We start from the raw sequence: 14200 nt of genomic DNA, 5'->3' as shown, positions 1-14200 counted from the left end.
GTCTTTGCCCTCTTGCTGCGTTTTTTCGGCGTAACCTAAATCCACGAGGATGTTTAACCATCGTCGAATCGTATCGGGGGATTTCCCTATCCCAAGCTCGTCTGAAACATCACACAGACTCTCTAAGGATTTGGGGTAACGAGTTGGAAGCTGAGCTAACAATAAGAAGACTGCTTCAATAATGGATGGGGGCATGACTGTGCTCCTATAGAATAAAAAAAGCCACAACCGGTTAGGCTGTGGCTTGAGTGAACATTAAGAATGAATGGAACTTACTCCTCGTCGTAGCGCTCGTGAGTGATTAACGGATGGTCATGGGTTGGATAGTCAGGCAACTCTGGCTTGTCTTCTTCCAGTGCTTTATCTATCAGGGCGGCTGAAGTGCCAATCGCGGTTGACACCGCAAAACCGGCTGCACTGATGGTGCCGATTGCGCCAAAGACAGGCGCAGCCGTGATGACACCTGCGACACTCGCTGTTGCTGCGACCGCTTTACCGACGGTTTGATACCAAGACATATGTGTCTCCTTGTTTTGTTGAGTGGGTATAAAAAAGGCCACCTCGAAAAGAGATGGCCTTATTGAAGGTAGATAGATGGAAATGGGTGATGCTTTGTCATTGGCGACTCACTGTGATGTGGTCATACGCGTCCATCGCCATGTACGCCAGAAAGTTATGCTCCCAAAGCTGATACAGCTCTTTTGCAGCACTGTCCTCTTTAATGGGTGCCCAGCCTTGCTGGTGGTGGGCAAACCATTCACCTCGGCTAAAATCAAAATCGAGCCCTCGCTCTAATTCAGGGTAGTGATTGCCGATATAAGCAAAGTCAGTGATGTAGCTGTAATGCCAGGCACCATCGCTGTGTTTATTGAGGCAGATTTCAACCGGATGAAAACCACCTTGCTCAGCGCTATAACTGGCATCTCGAAAGTTAAAGATAATACCATCAGCATCAATTAGTGAATCAGCAAGCTCATCATCTAACGTAAGCTGGTGTGCTAGCGTTGTCACAATAAATTGTGTCAGTGCATCTGAGACAGGCAGCAATGACGCTTTGATGTTGGTGGTAAGAAAGCCTATTTGGCTTCGGATTAACAGTTGTTTAGACATAATGCGCCCTCCTACAGGCAGTAAGATAATGGAATTTAAAATAGAATGGTTTAGTTCGAGCCAGAACGACTCATGATAAAGCGGCCATTGACCGAGGTGACTATAAGGGTTAGATAGCGTGCTTTTTCACTGCATGGTAAGGCGGTGCGGAGCCATTGAGCCAGCACTTGCCTTGGTAACGAGTCACTAACTGCTGAAAGAGCCACATTTCAAACGCAGAGCTTGGCGTGATGGAGACATCAAAACCCTCTTCATCACCACGTGCACGGTCTTGCCATACTGCATTTAAGTCCCGTAGGTGGGCAGTCAGCACTTCATACGCATCCCGCTCATTTGCTTCTCTCGGCGCTCGTAGCCAAACCGAAAGGTGATGGCAATGCGGCACCACCCGATAATCACGAGCCTGGTCTAATGTCTGACGTACAGCGCGTATCCACCCTTCGGCTTTGGTATCACGTCCATTGAGTTTTAATCCACCTGACTGCGCTTGCGCGGACCAGTCACAGCCGTATTTGATAAGCAGGTTATAAGGCGTGTCAATGCCACAAAACTGCCAATCACGACACCGCTTATTCGTGTCTGGGTCAAAGAGATTGCTGCAACCTATCAACATGTGAAGCATAATAAGGTCATCACTCCTCAATGAGCATTGGTAACGTTCATACAAGCGCTGCCGACACTGATGCTCGCTAAACTCATCGGTATTGATACCTAGCCTCTCAGTGAAGAATTGACGCAGTTGCTCGGTTACAATGGATTCTGGCACTCTCAATGCCAATTGTTCATACACAATGTCATACGACATTTTGCCTCCTTTTTTGATTCATACAAACACAGCCAAACATAACGTTAGTAGGCTGCTTCTTTTATTAAACATTAAGCTATGGGGTTATTCGTCTTTGACAGGGGTGATACGAATGTCATCAAACTGACCATCCATTAATTGACGACAGAACATCCGAGACCAACTGAGCAGTAAGTCCAGCACTTCCGGTCTGGCAAGCTCGCAGGTTCGAATATCCGGTTGATAGAACCAGTCTCGCTTGAAGTTAAAGTACAATTCGGGGGCAACGCTACGATGAGTGCCATCGAGATAGGCAAAGCTGGCAATAAACACCACTCGCCACTGCTTATCTTGACGCTCTAAACGCACTTCAACAGGGTGAGGCCCAAGGCGGTGTTGATAATAGGGCGTGTGACGAAAATTCATCGAGAGTTTGACCATTTCAGGTAAAGAGGCAGCATTGTTTAAGACTGCTTCAAGGCTCTCTATAAACGCCTGTGGTAAACAAACCGCATGGTCATAATTTGAAGCTATCGTATTCATAACCAACCTCTTTCAGCGAACGAGACGCAAGTCTTGCCAATCACAATGTGGTCCAGTACACGAACGTCAATTAAGGCTAAAGCATCAACGAGACGACGGGTGATCTTCCTATCGGATTGTGAAGGCTCAGCGACACTAGACGGGTGGTTGTGCGAAAAGATGACTGCTGAGGCATTGTGTTTAAGTGCAGCTTTCACCACTTCACGTGGATAAATAGAGGCGGCATCGACCGTGCCATGGAACAATTCTTCGAATTCAATCAATTGATGTTGGTTGTCCAGAAACATCACGGCAAAGACTTCACGCTCATAGTGGGCCAGCTTGCAGCTCAGGTATTGTTTGACCTCATCGGGCTTGGTATAGGTATCACCGACTTCAAAGCTTTGGGCTAAGATATCGGCGGCTGTTTCGAGTACTTGCATGGCTGTAGCAGGCTGTGGAAACTCGTAGGTTGCATTGGGTAAGTGGGTAGGCATAGGTTTATCTCCTAAGTGACAGACACAAAAAAGCCCGCAGCGCATAAAGCGATACGGGCGATTCAGATGGGATGGTTACCTAGGTAATATAGACCTGTAATTTTTTGATAACGATAGTGACTACTGCAACGGAAGTAATTTACCTCGAACACCACAGTGAGGGCATTTCGTGAGTTTCAATAAACAAAATGAAAGGACTTCTATAGTGTTTTTTTTGCCGCAAACTTGACACCTCAACATCTTATCATTCGGTGTAAACATTACCGATTACCAAAATTTTAACTTTTTTGTTACCCAACTAAGGGCGCTAGGAAGAGACGCGATAATGATATCAGAAGCCACATCCTTAACACTATCAAACGCATCCCCCATAAAGCTTTTCATTGATTCCCAAAGTCCCTGTTCCGCAGCTACTCGTGTTTCTGAAGTTACATTTTTATCATCGACTTCTCTTGTGATTGCATACTTTTTTTCATTTGGCAACACGCTGACGATTTTATTGACAAGGTCATCCAAGTTAAATGAGCGATAAGCTTTCGTATCATCATCATACTCTGTAGCAACAGATGAGATATACCGAGTAGACAGGTCGAACTCGTTTGATAACAAATATTCTTTTTCCAGAATTTTTTGAACAAGTTTATCTGTAGGCCTGAAGTCATCATCATCCCAGAACTTTTTACGTGGTGTACACACATTATCCTGTTTTGATAAAATAACCATCGTTGGCATTCTTTCACGCTCAGGTTTCAAAAGACGCTCATATATTTCAATATCAGGAGCATTTGCACGGTCATTAGCAGGAATGATCCACAAAGCCAAATCAACATCACTCAATTCTTCTTCGTACATTTTGATAAATTGAGCTTCATTTTCTTTATTAAGATCAGCTAAGCCCGGAAAGTCGATTAATGTGATACCTTCATAATCAAAGTAATTGACTTCTTTTGTTCCCGTACCGATATCACTGACCGTTGAAACATACTTCCCAAAAAGAGCGTTGACTAAGCTTGATTTTCCCGCTCCAGACTTCCCCATTATCGCGACTTTAGGCTTGAAATTTCTCACCTCTGCAACAAAAGCCTTAAGAGACTCAACTGAAGGTTTTTCGTTATTTTTCATTACCATCGTACTTACTAGCCTCACATTAATCGGTTACTTCAAAAGATTCATTGCCAAGATTGGTGTGAACCTTTACTTCTAATACGTCCTCAATTGAGCATCGAAACCCCACTGCTTTCTTTTGACCAAATTGCAGTGAGCTAGGAAAGAAGCTAAGTGGCCTACCATCCAATGTTTTACTCATCGTTGGACAGTGTCCTCTATTGATAGTGACTCCTTGCAAAGTAACGGAATCAGTCACAGCTTGAATAATCAGAGTCGGGATTGGAACTTGGCGAAGCGTAATATCTCTTGCATAAGTCGTTTTTAGAGAGATTGAAACTAAACCTGTATTGCTATACGTAGTATCCGCTTTAGAAGTGTGAGTTTGTAGGTTTTCCGTTGCTTTAGGCTCTTGAGGGAAACGATTCTGGTTCGCCACTGAAAGAAAGTTATCGCTGCATTGTGTAAACTCCCCTTGATATTCAAATAGAGCGATATCAAGGTCATATTTTCCTACTTGGCAATACTTCCCATTAATCTTTGAATAAATGTCATAAATACATCCTTGACTACCGCAAAAGTACGAGCTGTAAACGGCGTAATCTAAGGCACCGTCATCGTTAAAATCAGCCGCTTGTATCGTTACTTTTATGCTTTCATCATTAACGACTTCATTAGCTACTCGCCACTGATGCTCAATATCACTCTTAATTGATGCGTTTGCGGTTGGTAGGATAAATAAAGATAAAGTTATCCATAAACCTGACCTTTTCATTGGAACCTCTTACACCTAAATTAGAAGTAAGTAGGCTACATATTGGCTTTGCACTATTTGCAAACACTGACATTGAAGGCTTAAGTTGTGATTGACATCGCAATTAATCATCTTATCCATCGTAAAAAACTAGCTTTGCATAATGTGCAAAGTCAATCATTACTCTGGGAAGCCACCTTTGAAATAGAAAGTGGCACTTCTTTGGCCGATAAACACCCAATCAAAACGATGGAGCTCTTACTGACTCTTTGTGATGCCATTCCCAAGCACACGTCTCAACCATTAGGCTACCAAGCTCTTGCTGATGCTGTCACCTCTCGTGGTACGTCAGCGAGTTACCACTCCGTTAGGCGAATACTAAAAAATACACGCTTACAGGAGTTACTAGGTATTGAGGTTCTGACGGTGGGAACCTTTCATGCTGTGCGATATCGTGCTAATTATCTAGAAGGCTTTCCCCATGCGGCTCTTGTTGCATATCTATCCTCGAACATGCTTCTTCATTATTTACCCGACAAGGTGAGAAGTCGATTCCTTGAAGTGATTTCTCCTTATCTTGATCAGTTTGAAAAGCTACATGATGGGAATCGAGATAAGCGTTGGATAAAGAAACTACCCGTCGATAAGAGAAGTGCTCCCCATTGGTCTAAGCTGGCGATGACACCAGAGCTTGATAGTATTCTTGGTGCTTTATATAACGAACAATGGTTAGAAATCACTTATCAAACAGAAACGGACAGCACTCCTTTGACAGAAGTCATTTGGCCTATTCACTTAAACCTTGATGAGCCTGAAGGTGTAAAACTCTGTTATTCTCGTAATCAAGCACAGAAACCAACAGCGAGCATCCCTCTCGCCCTGATCTCTAACGCTAAGCGTCAATATTATTAATCAAAAACAATAAATTCTATTACGATAATCCAGAGAGTATGAAAAGCGGAGTAACCGTCAAGTCACCCCGAACTCATTTAAGTAACTAGCGAGACCAAGGGGGAAGGTACTAGAAAGCGATTAACCAATACTATCTAGCAGCTCTGTCGATATGATCGCTCCACCACTGCATCATTTCTCGTCGTTGCTCTACGTATTGACTACGATTGTACGCCGCCCTCACTTTATCCTTATCTGCATGCGCTAAAGCTGCTTCGACTAGATCGCCCGTAAACTGAGGTTGTTCATTGAGAGTAGTGCTCGCGAGTGAGCGCAGTCCATGAGAGACCAATCGCCCTTTAAATCCCATACGCTTAAGAGCCATATTCACGCTAGCATTACAGCATGGGCGTGATTCATCTTTATGGGACGCAAAGATAAATTCACTGACACCATGTCCGCTAATTGCTTTCATTTCATTGAGTAAAGCTAACACCTGCGTTGATAAAGGAATGCAATGCTCACGCTTCTTTTTCATTCTGTGGGCTGGGATGCGCCATAGCTCTTTAGCCCAGTCAATTTCATCCCATCTTGCTCCTGCTGCTTCGGAAGGGCGAACCATCGTATGGAGCTGCCATAAGATCAAACAACGAGTCGTACTAAAGATACGTGCACGTGATAGGGCTGACATTAACTCCGGTAATGCTTCTGGTGGTAATGTCTTCATATTTTCAGCATTTGGCTTTTTAAAAGCCTCTTTGATATCAGTTAAACAATTCACCTCAATATAGCCATTATTGCGAGCAAACTTCATGATTTCGTTTATGCGTTGGCAAACTCGGCGTAGTACCTCAAGCTTTCCTTGTCTTTCTAAAGGCTTAAGTGCTTGAATCATTAATTGTGGAGAGAGTTCAGAGATAGGCACTTCACCAAGAGTAGGCAAAAGGTGAAGCTCAAGAGAGCGATAAATATCATCGGCATGATCTTCAGTGACGCTGCTCTTTTTTACATCAAGCCATTCTAAGGTGATATTTTTCAACGTCATATTGAGACGCATTTTCTCTTTTAGTACCTGTTTGTCACGGTAAGATTTAGGATCGATACCTTGCTCGATAAGGCCACGAGCTTCACGAGTTTTTTCTCGCACCGCTTTAAGAGAGGTCATTGGATAGGTGCCAAGCGTGAGGTTAACACGCTTAGAGAGTACAGGGTGGGTATAGTTGAACAGCCAAGTTTTAGTGCCGTTCGGTTTCACTCTAAGACGAAGGCCATTTCCATCAGAAAGGATGTATTCTTTAGTTTTAGGCTTTGCGCTTTTAAGTTGGGTTTCAGTAAGGGGTTTAACTTGTTTTGCCATGATGGTACACCGTTGAATTGAACATACGGACAATGTACCCAAGGGTGTACCTTTATAACCACGTTATGTAGCTGCGCTTTTAGTCGTTAAGCGACAGTCAAACCACGTAATACGGTAATTTAGGTATAAAAAAAGACGTCCTAAGACGTCTTTCTTCATGTGTTTGGCGGAGAGATAGGGATTTGAACCCTAGATACGCTATTAACGTATGCCGGTTTTCAAGACCGGTGCTTTCAACCACTCAGCCATCTCTCCGTTGCGGGACGTATATTAGGTATAAGCCCTAAACTTGTAAAGCATTAATTCGCAACCTATTGTTTAAGTGCTGAGAAACTAAGCAGCAATTGATAAACCTTAACCCTCTACAACGTAATTTCTGCCTCATTCTGTAAACTAAAAGCTCTACTGACAGAATTACAATAAAATAGTGTTTTATTTATAAGCAATTGATTTAGCTGCAAAAAATAACTTTCGAGTAACACTTGTACGCCCGAAAGTTATTGCACAATAGTGTGAACTGTTTCAAAATTAGTGAATTAACAGAGTCGAATAGTCTTTATCTGAGGTTTTTATGAAAGTCGCTGACTTATTTAAACATCGCGGTCTAACAAATTCTAAGCAGCATTCAGAATTCATGCACTGGATGACACCTACCGTACGCGAGTACTGGGGAGAGATTGTTAACAAGGCTAATAATCGTCACCTGTTTACTCGCCTACGTGATTTTCACACTCCAGCAGTCAACGATGAAGTGAAACCAGCCCCAGTTGTACCGCAGCAGCCAAAACCGATCGAAATGAAGCCTGAGGCGCAAGCTTTATACCTAGAACTTCAACAAAAAATTGGTGCTGTGATTCATACTGGCGATTGGCTTGATGTGTCACAAGAGCGTATCAACCAGTTTGGTCAAGTGACCGAAGACATGCAGTGGATTCACACTGACCCTGAACGTGCTGAAGCTGAATCTCCGTTTAAAACAACGATTGCTCACGGGTTCTTAACTCTCGCTCTATTGCCTAAATTAACTGATAGCGTTGATCCGGATAAAAGCATGTTCCCTACCGCTAAAATGGTGGTAAATATCGGGTTGAATCAGGTCCGCTTCCCTTACCCGGTTAAAGCAAACAATCGTGTACGTGCAGTCAGCACCCTATCTAAAGTAACACCTATACGTAAAGGCTTAGAAATTGAGCGCGAAATAAAAGTTGAAATTGAAGGTGTTCGTCGCCCTGGTGCGGTGGTTACTTCAGTTATTCAGCTGCACTTCTAAGTTGCAGCGAAGCTCCCTTTATAAAAAACGCCCGATGAATGTCATCGGGCGTTTTTCTTTTTCTACTGTTTATCCATTGGAGACTGCGAGAAGTCGAGCTTATGTTCAGGGGAACTCTCCTGAGGCGCTACAGACTCTATCGACTTATCCTCTATCTGAGTACCGTTTTCATCAATCGGAATTTTGCGCTTATACAGTTTATTCAATGCTTTGATAATTGAATGTTTGCCAACCTTGTTCTCTCGAATCTTTTTCAGCATAGGCTTCGACAAGCTTTGCAGGCCAACCACTGTATCTACACCGATTTGGAGCGCGACTTGATCACGTAGCCCCCGTGACGGTTCGTGGCCGAGTTGAGCAGCAAGGAACAGCCAAATATAGCTGAGTGAATTACCGTTAGGTTTTTGCCCCATCCATACTTCGCCCGCTTTATACATCGCTTCTAGATGGCCTTTTTCAGCCGCTCGTTCTAACCAGTAACAGCCTTGAGCAAAGTTACTCGCTACCCCTACACCATTGATGTAATTCAAGCCGAGCTTCATTCGACCTTCGTTACTTTTCAGCTCAGTTGCGCGGCGGTAGTACGAAGTCGACATGTTAGGATCATTGCTGTTTTCAGGTGAAAACCAGTCGCCAAGAAATACAATCGCATCAACATAGTTTTCTTTCGCAGCTTGTTCCATCACGGAAATAGCCTTTGGTGTATTGACCTCTGTTCCTCGTCCGTGAATCAATGCTTGCGCCATTTCGAACTTGTGCGGCAAACTCCCTTCAGAGGCACTAATACATGTTTGCCAGAACTTCGCTTGCTCTTTTAACACAACATCTTGCTGCATCTTGTTACTAATACGCACGACACCGTACATTCCTGTCACACTGTCGAGCTTGGCGGCTTTGGTATACCAATAGATAGCTTCTTTGATGTTTTTGCGCTCAGCCTCTTTAGCAAGATAAAGAATCGTCGGGATGTCACCACCTTCAGCTTTCATCACACGCTCTTCTTGTTCTTGACGACGATTTCGCTCTACCGCTTTACGAAAAGCGATCGCTTTCTGCTTGCGTTCTTGCTCTAAACGTTTCTTTCTTAGCGAAAGAGCAAGCATCCACATAAACATACCCAATAAAAGCAACCCTGTTGCTCCTATGGCAATACCAATTATATTCATTCGTTCTCTTGTCGTTATACGTTACCGTTGACATTTCTGTATCGGCAGCAGACTCAAATCATTAAGGATTTTCATCATACCCTATATCTGAAATCGGCGCACAAATACCAACGCGACTCTTTAAAATTGGTGTATAGCCCTCTAAAAATGCAAAAAATCCGAGCTAAGCTCGGATTTCTTTTGATTTAAGTAGCATGGACTTGTCCCTAGGATTCAGGAAACGCCCCTTTTACTATTTGACTATCAGCACTTGCAACCCAGTGCTCATTCGGATCAAACGCTTCGTCACAAAATTCAATCGAATAGCCCATTTCAAGTACTTCTTTGATGGTGAGACTATCCGCTACATGCGCTTTCTCACCGTGTTCATTACGTAACTCCATCATCACTCCTTAGTACGCAGGACACTCTCTACAAAGTGTAGCACTCAGGCAGTAAGCTATAGCGTAAACTTTAATCGCTGGGAGCAAAAATGTAAGGATTCGATGACGCTCGTGGCTTTATCCAAGCTATCATCATTGAATTGAACACCATATTTATCATAATGAGTGGTTTTAGACACATTTTTAACCACGCCAGTTAAGACTTTGCCATAACCTTTTATAATTGGGTTTGTCGAAACCTTTAGTTCTATCTCAGCACCCATGCGGTAGCTAGACTTACCTCTATCAACCACGATCAAGCACCCATGATTGGAAATGTTTCTAATCTGACATGGGTATTTTTGATGATTAGGAGACACGATACCTTCAACGTCGATCTCTAATCGAACGCTTGCTCTCAGGCCTCTAACAACCTGTGTCGACTTTGGTACCGCTATTAGCAATAATTCAGTATCGCCACCACTCAGTACGTATTCGATTTTACTTTTAAAGTAAACACGGGCTCCCTCTCCTTTTGAAGCAATAACACACGCCTTAATCGCATAACCTCGCTGCATGAACAGCGACATTTCCTTCATGCTAATCGTTGGCATCTCAAGAAGCAGTATTTCATTTGAATGAAGCCCCACGTACTTAGTACGGAATTTCAGCACCCTTCCAGTTGGTGTGGTAACAATACATGCGACTTCACATAAAGGCAGTACATCTTGAAAAGCATCTTCGCCATAACAAATAGACGTCGATTGGTCGGCTTTCTGTTTTGAGCTTTTATGCTCTTCCTCGGGAGCAAGTTCAATGAACTTCTGAGCCTTATTTTGAGCAAGTCCTGCCATAAATGACCTATATGCAAATAATTCAGTATGTACTTTCTGGTTTTGGGAACTTACTCGAAAATTCCTCATATTACAATTGTAAATAATGGTATCTAAATATTTGAAAATGTATCCATTAATTAAAAGATAAACCTCATCAATTACTCAGTAATAACATTTTGTCTGTATCCATAACTAACCCAGTAACCACAAATTAAATAAGGCTACTTATCCCCCCCCCCCCCAAAAAAAAAGCAGAACCATTTAGGTTCTGCATATAAAAGTTATAGTAAGTGGATGAAGGTATTATTCGCTAAGGTACTCGCATAAGTAAGCAGTCGACACTGCAACTTGTAGGTCAAATGACGAATTCGCTTCTACATTGAATGACTCACCAGAGTTGTAAGTCACCCACTGATCTTCGCCCGCTTTCTTAACAGTCAAAGCACCTTTTACCACAGTCATGCGCTCTGCAGCGGCCGTACCAAAAGTGTATTCACCCGCAGCCATAACTCCGACGCTAGAATCACCATCTTGTTGTGTAAAACCTAACGACTGAACTTGTCCTTCAAAATAGCTGTTCGCTTTGATCATCTTTCTCTCTCCTTAGAGCAAATATTTTTCAACGATCGTTTTATACGACCTGAGGCAATTCAGCAATAGATAATTTTCATCTTATTAGAAGGACAACTTTATGATTTATAGACAAATGCACGTTTGCACAACGGAAAATATTATCCAGTTAGTAAAATCAGGAATCATCAACCAATTGGCAGCTCACATAAAAAAGTTCATCTGTTGATCCATCACAGGCTAAATGAGCACTAAACTATAATGAAACGACCGAATTCCTACACCTAAGTTTGGGCTGGGGTTCAATATTCTGTAGGCATAAATTTGCGTTTGTACTCAATATCCTACAGTCTGACTGGTGTTGGTACTAAATAACCTACAACCTTTACTATTACTGAACATCGCAAATATATTGGATAGTCCCTGTTGTTATGACTAAAAACTCCGCAATAAAAACTGCCGCCGCCCTAGTGTTTCTTTTATTGCTGCTGGGATTTTCTAGCCTGCTCTATTTTAGCTACCAAGACTATATTCACCCAAAACATGTTTATGGGCGCTGGATTGAAATCGGCGCGCCGCCGTATCAAACAGAAGTACTGACACTCAATTCCCAAGGGGTATTTCGTAATAACCGATTAGTATCTACACGTTTTGATTTTGATGGTAAGAGAGTTACCGTACATACCGGAAACGGCAGAGCTATCTATCAAATTTCCGGTACCTTTGACTCACCTCAACTTAGGCGTCTTGAACCTAATAGCCCGACACAAAGGTTCGTGAAAGAAGGGTATGAAAGCACGGTAGACATGGAAGGAGGAGGTGCTGCTAAGCATCGCCGAGCAGCACTAGCCGATCATTTTGGTAATAAATAACGCACATTAGCCCGTCAGCACTGCTCCTTCTGGGTGTTTAACTAAGCTAGGCTCAGGTCTAGCAAGCATGTACGCTAGCGTTAACGGACCGATACGACCAATGGTCATCACCACAATCATGATGTACTTGCCGGGTTCAGAAAGCTCTGCCGTTAAACCTGCGGTCAAGCCAACAGTCGCGAATGCTGAAATTGTTTCAAATAGTACTTTATCAAAACTCGCATTTTCTGTGAGCATCAGCAGGAACATAGCAACGGTTAATATCGCCCCACTAACGACGATAATCGCCAGAGACTTGGTTACCACAGGCCAGCCAACTGTTCGTCTAAACATCACAACATGCTTCTTCTGTCTTAAAAAAGCCCATGTGGCAACAAACGCCACTGCAAAAGTAGAAACCTTGATACCACCACCTGTCGAGGTCGATCCCGCCCCAATTAGCATCAAAATAATCATTATCAGTAATGCGGGCTGAGTGTACTGAGCTAAATCGACACTGTTAAAGCCTGCTGTACGTGCACTCGCAGATTGGAAAAAGGCGGCTAACCACTGTCCTTCTAGCGTTAAACTACCCATAGTCGCTGGATTATTGTGCTCTAATACCCAAAATAACAAGGTACCAATTAACAATAGTGCAGGTGTGGCCACTAACATGATCTTAGTGTGTAGCTGCAGAGCTCGAAAACCGCGTCGCCAGTTTGTCGAAACATCACCAACAACGGTGAAACCTAAACCACCAAAAATGAATAAGCCCGCTAACGTGAAAATAACGACGGGATCTCCAACAAAACTCATCATACTGTCTGGGAACAGTGCAAAACCTGCATTATTAAACGCAGAGATAGCATGAAAAGCTGCATAAAATAGCCCATCACTCCACCCCATTTCAGGTACCCAACGATATGCAAGTACCAAAAAGCCCACGGTCTCTGCAATACAAGCAAAGATGATAATACGTTTGACTAAGCGGCGCAGGTTTACCGTTTGCTCTTGGCCTAATGCATCTTTTGCCAGAGCTTGCTGCTTTAAAGTTAAGCGCATACCAAACATGTACAGTAAAACCGCAGAGAGTGTCATTTGCCCAAGGCCACCAATCTGCATTAGCAACATCAGCAGAATTTTACCGGCCATAGTAAAATGTTCCCCAGTGTCAACAACCCCTAAGCCAGTTACACTTATCGCGGACGTTGCGGTAAATAGCGCATCGGTAATTGATAACCCTGTGACTGAAAAAATCGGCAGCGTCAGCAAAACTGCAGATGGAAGAAGAACCCCCAAAAAGCTAAGTAAAATAACCCTCGGCTCAGACCCTTTGCGCTGCTTTTTGTCCGAACCTAATGCATAGAAAGTATCGGTGTGGGAAAACGAACTCATAATGAACTTAATTTCTTAGCCAAGGTATCACGAGGGCCGGCAATAATGATCAAATCACCAATTTCGAGTCGCTTCTCGTAATCGGGCGTTTTATTGATCTCTGGGCCACGCTTAAAGCCGAGGACCTGTACATCTTGCTCTTTGCATAGAACTAGCTCGCCTAGCATTTTGCCCATAAGCTTCGAACCGACAACAATTTCTGTCATCGCTAGTCCAGAACCTAGCTCTTGAAATTCGAGGACACGTTTATCCAACATTTTTCTCGCAACTCGAATGCCCATATCTCTTTCTGGCATGATGACGTGATCGGCACCAATCTTATGAAGAATTTTTGAGTGGAACTTATCGTTCGCTTTTACCCAAACGCTTTTCGCTCCGGCTTCTTTGACGACTAGCGTGCTTAAGATACTCGCATTTACATCTGAACCAATTGAAACCATAACCATGTCGTAGTCACTCAAACGAAGTTCTGCCACTGTTTCTTCATTGGTACAATTAGCGACTAACGCTTGGCTAACAAAGCTCGCTGCAACTCTTACTCTTTCTTCATCAAGATCGACAGCTAGAACCTCAGCCCCTGCTTGCTGGAGCTCTTTACATACAGAAAGGCCAAATCGACCTAATCCAATCACAGCGAACTGTTTATCAGCTGATTTCATCATTATTCCTATTTTCTATAGGGGGGGAGAGATGTGCCAAAGTGTGCGCCTCTCAATTTCGGTTATCAAACC

Annotated in this window: 18 protein-coding genes and 1 tRNA gene; 3 read left to right on the top strand and 16 right to left on the bottom strand. The window is 43.2% G+C overall.

From position 1 onward, the window contains the following. The 8 genes from ACU01J_RS19965 to ACU01J_RS19930 form a co-directional block, all read right to left on the bottom strand. Positions 1-195: hypothetical protein (locus tag ACU01J_RS19965; protein ID WP_481087258.1), on the bottom strand; the 195-nt coding region annotated here is incomplete at its 3' end. 77 nt (positions 196-272) lie between these two features. Continuing rightward, entirely contained in the window at positions 273-518 is a 246-nt protein-coding gene (locus ACU01J_RS19960; RefSeq protein WP_265689504.1) for a hypothetical protein, read from the bottom strand. 97 nt (positions 519-615) lie between these two features. Then, positions 616-1110, bottom strand: a complete 495-nt coding sequence (locus ACU01J_RS19955) for a DUF2787 domain-containing protein (protein WP_481087257.1) — start codon at positions 1108-1110, stop codon at positions 616-618. A gap of 109 nt (positions 1111-1219) precedes the next feature. Beyond that, positions 1220-1915: a hypothetical protein gene (locus ACU01J_RS19950; RefSeq protein ID WP_481087256.1), complete on the bottom strand. Its 696-nt coding sequence runs from the start codon at positions 1913-1915 to the stop codon at positions 1220-1222. An 84-nt stretch (positions 1916-1999) separates the two neighbouring features. Continuing rightward, on the bottom strand, positions 2000-2437 hold the full coding sequence (locus ACU01J_RS19945; RefSeq protein WP_481087255.1) for a DUF2787 family protein: 438 nt from the start codon (positions 2435-2437) through the stop codon (positions 2000-2002). After that, positions 2434-2859: a RadC family protein gene (gene radC / locus ACU01J_RS19940; RefSeq protein WP_419153386.1), complete on the bottom strand. Its 426-nt coding sequence runs from the start codon at positions 2857-2859 to the stop codon at positions 2434-2436. Before radC ends, ACU01J_RS19945 begins: the two co-directional genes overlap by 4 nt. Positions 2860-3180: 321 nt before the next feature. Further along, entirely contained in the window at positions 3181-4059 is an 879-nt protein-coding gene (locus tag ACU01J_RS19935; RefSeq protein WP_481087254.1) for a GTPase family protein, read from the bottom strand. A gap of 1 nt (position 4060) precedes the next feature. Further along, on the bottom strand, positions 4061-4792 hold the full coding sequence (locus tag ACU01J_RS19930; protein ID WP_481087253.1) for a hypothetical protein: 732 nt from the start codon (positions 4790-4792) through the stop codon (positions 4061-4063). A gap of 87 nt (positions 4793-4879) precedes the next feature. Between ACU01J_RS19930 and ACU01J_RS19925 the strand changes: the two genes are divergently transcribed. After that, positions 4880-5683, top strand: coding sequence for a hypothetical protein (locus ACU01J_RS19925; protein WP_481087252.1), 804 nt, complete (start codon positions 4880-4882; stop codon positions 5681-5683). A 130-nt stretch (positions 5684-5813) separates the two neighbouring features. Here the strand turns inward: ACU01J_RS19925 and ACU01J_RS19920 are convergent, their stop codons facing one another. Both ACU01J_RS19920 and ACU01J_RS19915 read right to left on the bottom strand, forming a co-directional pair. After that, complete coding sequence (locus ACU01J_RS19920) at positions 5814-7019, bottom strand: integrase domain-containing protein (RefSeq protein WP_481087251.1); 1206 nt, start codon at positions 7017-7019, stop codon at positions 5814-5816. A gap of 164 nt (positions 7020-7183) precedes the next feature. Beyond that, positions 7184-7274, bottom strand: a tRNA-Ser gene (locus tag ACU01J_RS19915). Between the two features lie 316 nt (positions 7275-7590). Here ACU01J_RS19915 and ACU01J_RS19910 point away from each other — a divergent pair. Then, complete coding sequence (locus tag ACU01J_RS19910; protein WP_481087250.1) at positions 7591-8289, top strand: MaoC family dehydratase; 699 nt, start codon at positions 7591-7593, stop codon at positions 8287-8289. A 62-nt stretch (positions 8290-8351) separates the two neighbouring features. On the opposite strand, the gene ACU01J_RS19905 is transcribed toward ACU01J_RS19910, so the two are convergent. The 4 genes from ACU01J_RS19905 to ppnP all read right to left on the bottom strand — a co-directional run bounded on the left by ACU01J_RS19905 (position 8352) and on the right by ppnP (position 11244). Beyond that, positions 8352-9455, bottom strand: coding sequence for a tetratricopeptide repeat protein (locus tag ACU01J_RS19905; RefSeq protein ID WP_481087249.1), 1104 nt, complete (start codon positions 9453-9455; stop codon positions 8352-8354). A gap of 206 nt (positions 9456-9661) precedes the next feature. Continuing rightward, entirely contained in the window at positions 9662-9838 is a 177-nt protein-coding gene (locus ACU01J_RS19900; RefSeq protein WP_481087248.1) for a hypothetical protein, read from the bottom strand. Between the two features lie 56 nt (positions 9839-9894). Then, complete coding sequence (locus ACU01J_RS19895) at positions 9895-10671, bottom strand: PilZ domain-containing protein (protein WP_481087247.1); 777 nt, start codon at positions 10669-10671, stop codon at positions 9895-9897. A 285-nt stretch (positions 10672-10956) separates the two neighbouring features. Next, a complete protein-coding gene (ppnP, locus tag ACU01J_RS19890) occupies positions 10957-11244 on the bottom strand; it encodes a pyrimidine/purine nucleoside phosphorylase (RefSeq protein ID WP_481087246.1) in 288 nt (95 codons plus the stop codon). 410 nt (positions 11245-11654) lie between these two features. Here ppnP and ACU01J_RS19885 point away from each other — a divergent pair, with 410 nt between their 5' ends. Then, positions 11655-12095, top strand: a complete 441-nt coding sequence (locus ACU01J_RS19885) for a DUF2850 domain-containing protein (RefSeq protein WP_481087245.1) — start codon at positions 11655-11657, stop codon at positions 12093-12095. Between the two features lie 6 nt (positions 12096-12101). On the opposite strand, the gene ACU01J_RS19880 is transcribed toward ACU01J_RS19885, so the two are convergent. Both ACU01J_RS19880 and ACU01J_RS19875 read right to left on the bottom strand, forming a co-directional pair. After that, complete coding sequence (locus ACU01J_RS19880; RefSeq protein WP_481087244.1) at positions 12102-13469, bottom strand: TrkH family potassium uptake protein; 1368 nt, start codon at positions 13467-13469, stop codon at positions 12102-12104. Further along, on the bottom strand, positions 13466-14128 hold the full coding sequence (locus ACU01J_RS19875) for a potassium channel family protein (RefSeq protein ID WP_481087243.1): 663 nt from the start codon (positions 14126-14128) through the stop codon (positions 13466-13468). The genes ACU01J_RS19880 and ACU01J_RS19875 overlap by 4 nt, the downstream gene beginning before the upstream one ends. Positions 14129-14200: the final 72 nt, after the last annotated feature.

This window comes from Vibrio sp. 2433-A1 (genome assembly GCF_056726085.1).
The sequence above is the reverse complement of the archived record's forward strand: the minus strand, read 5'-3'. Positions and strand labels throughout refer to the sequence as shown.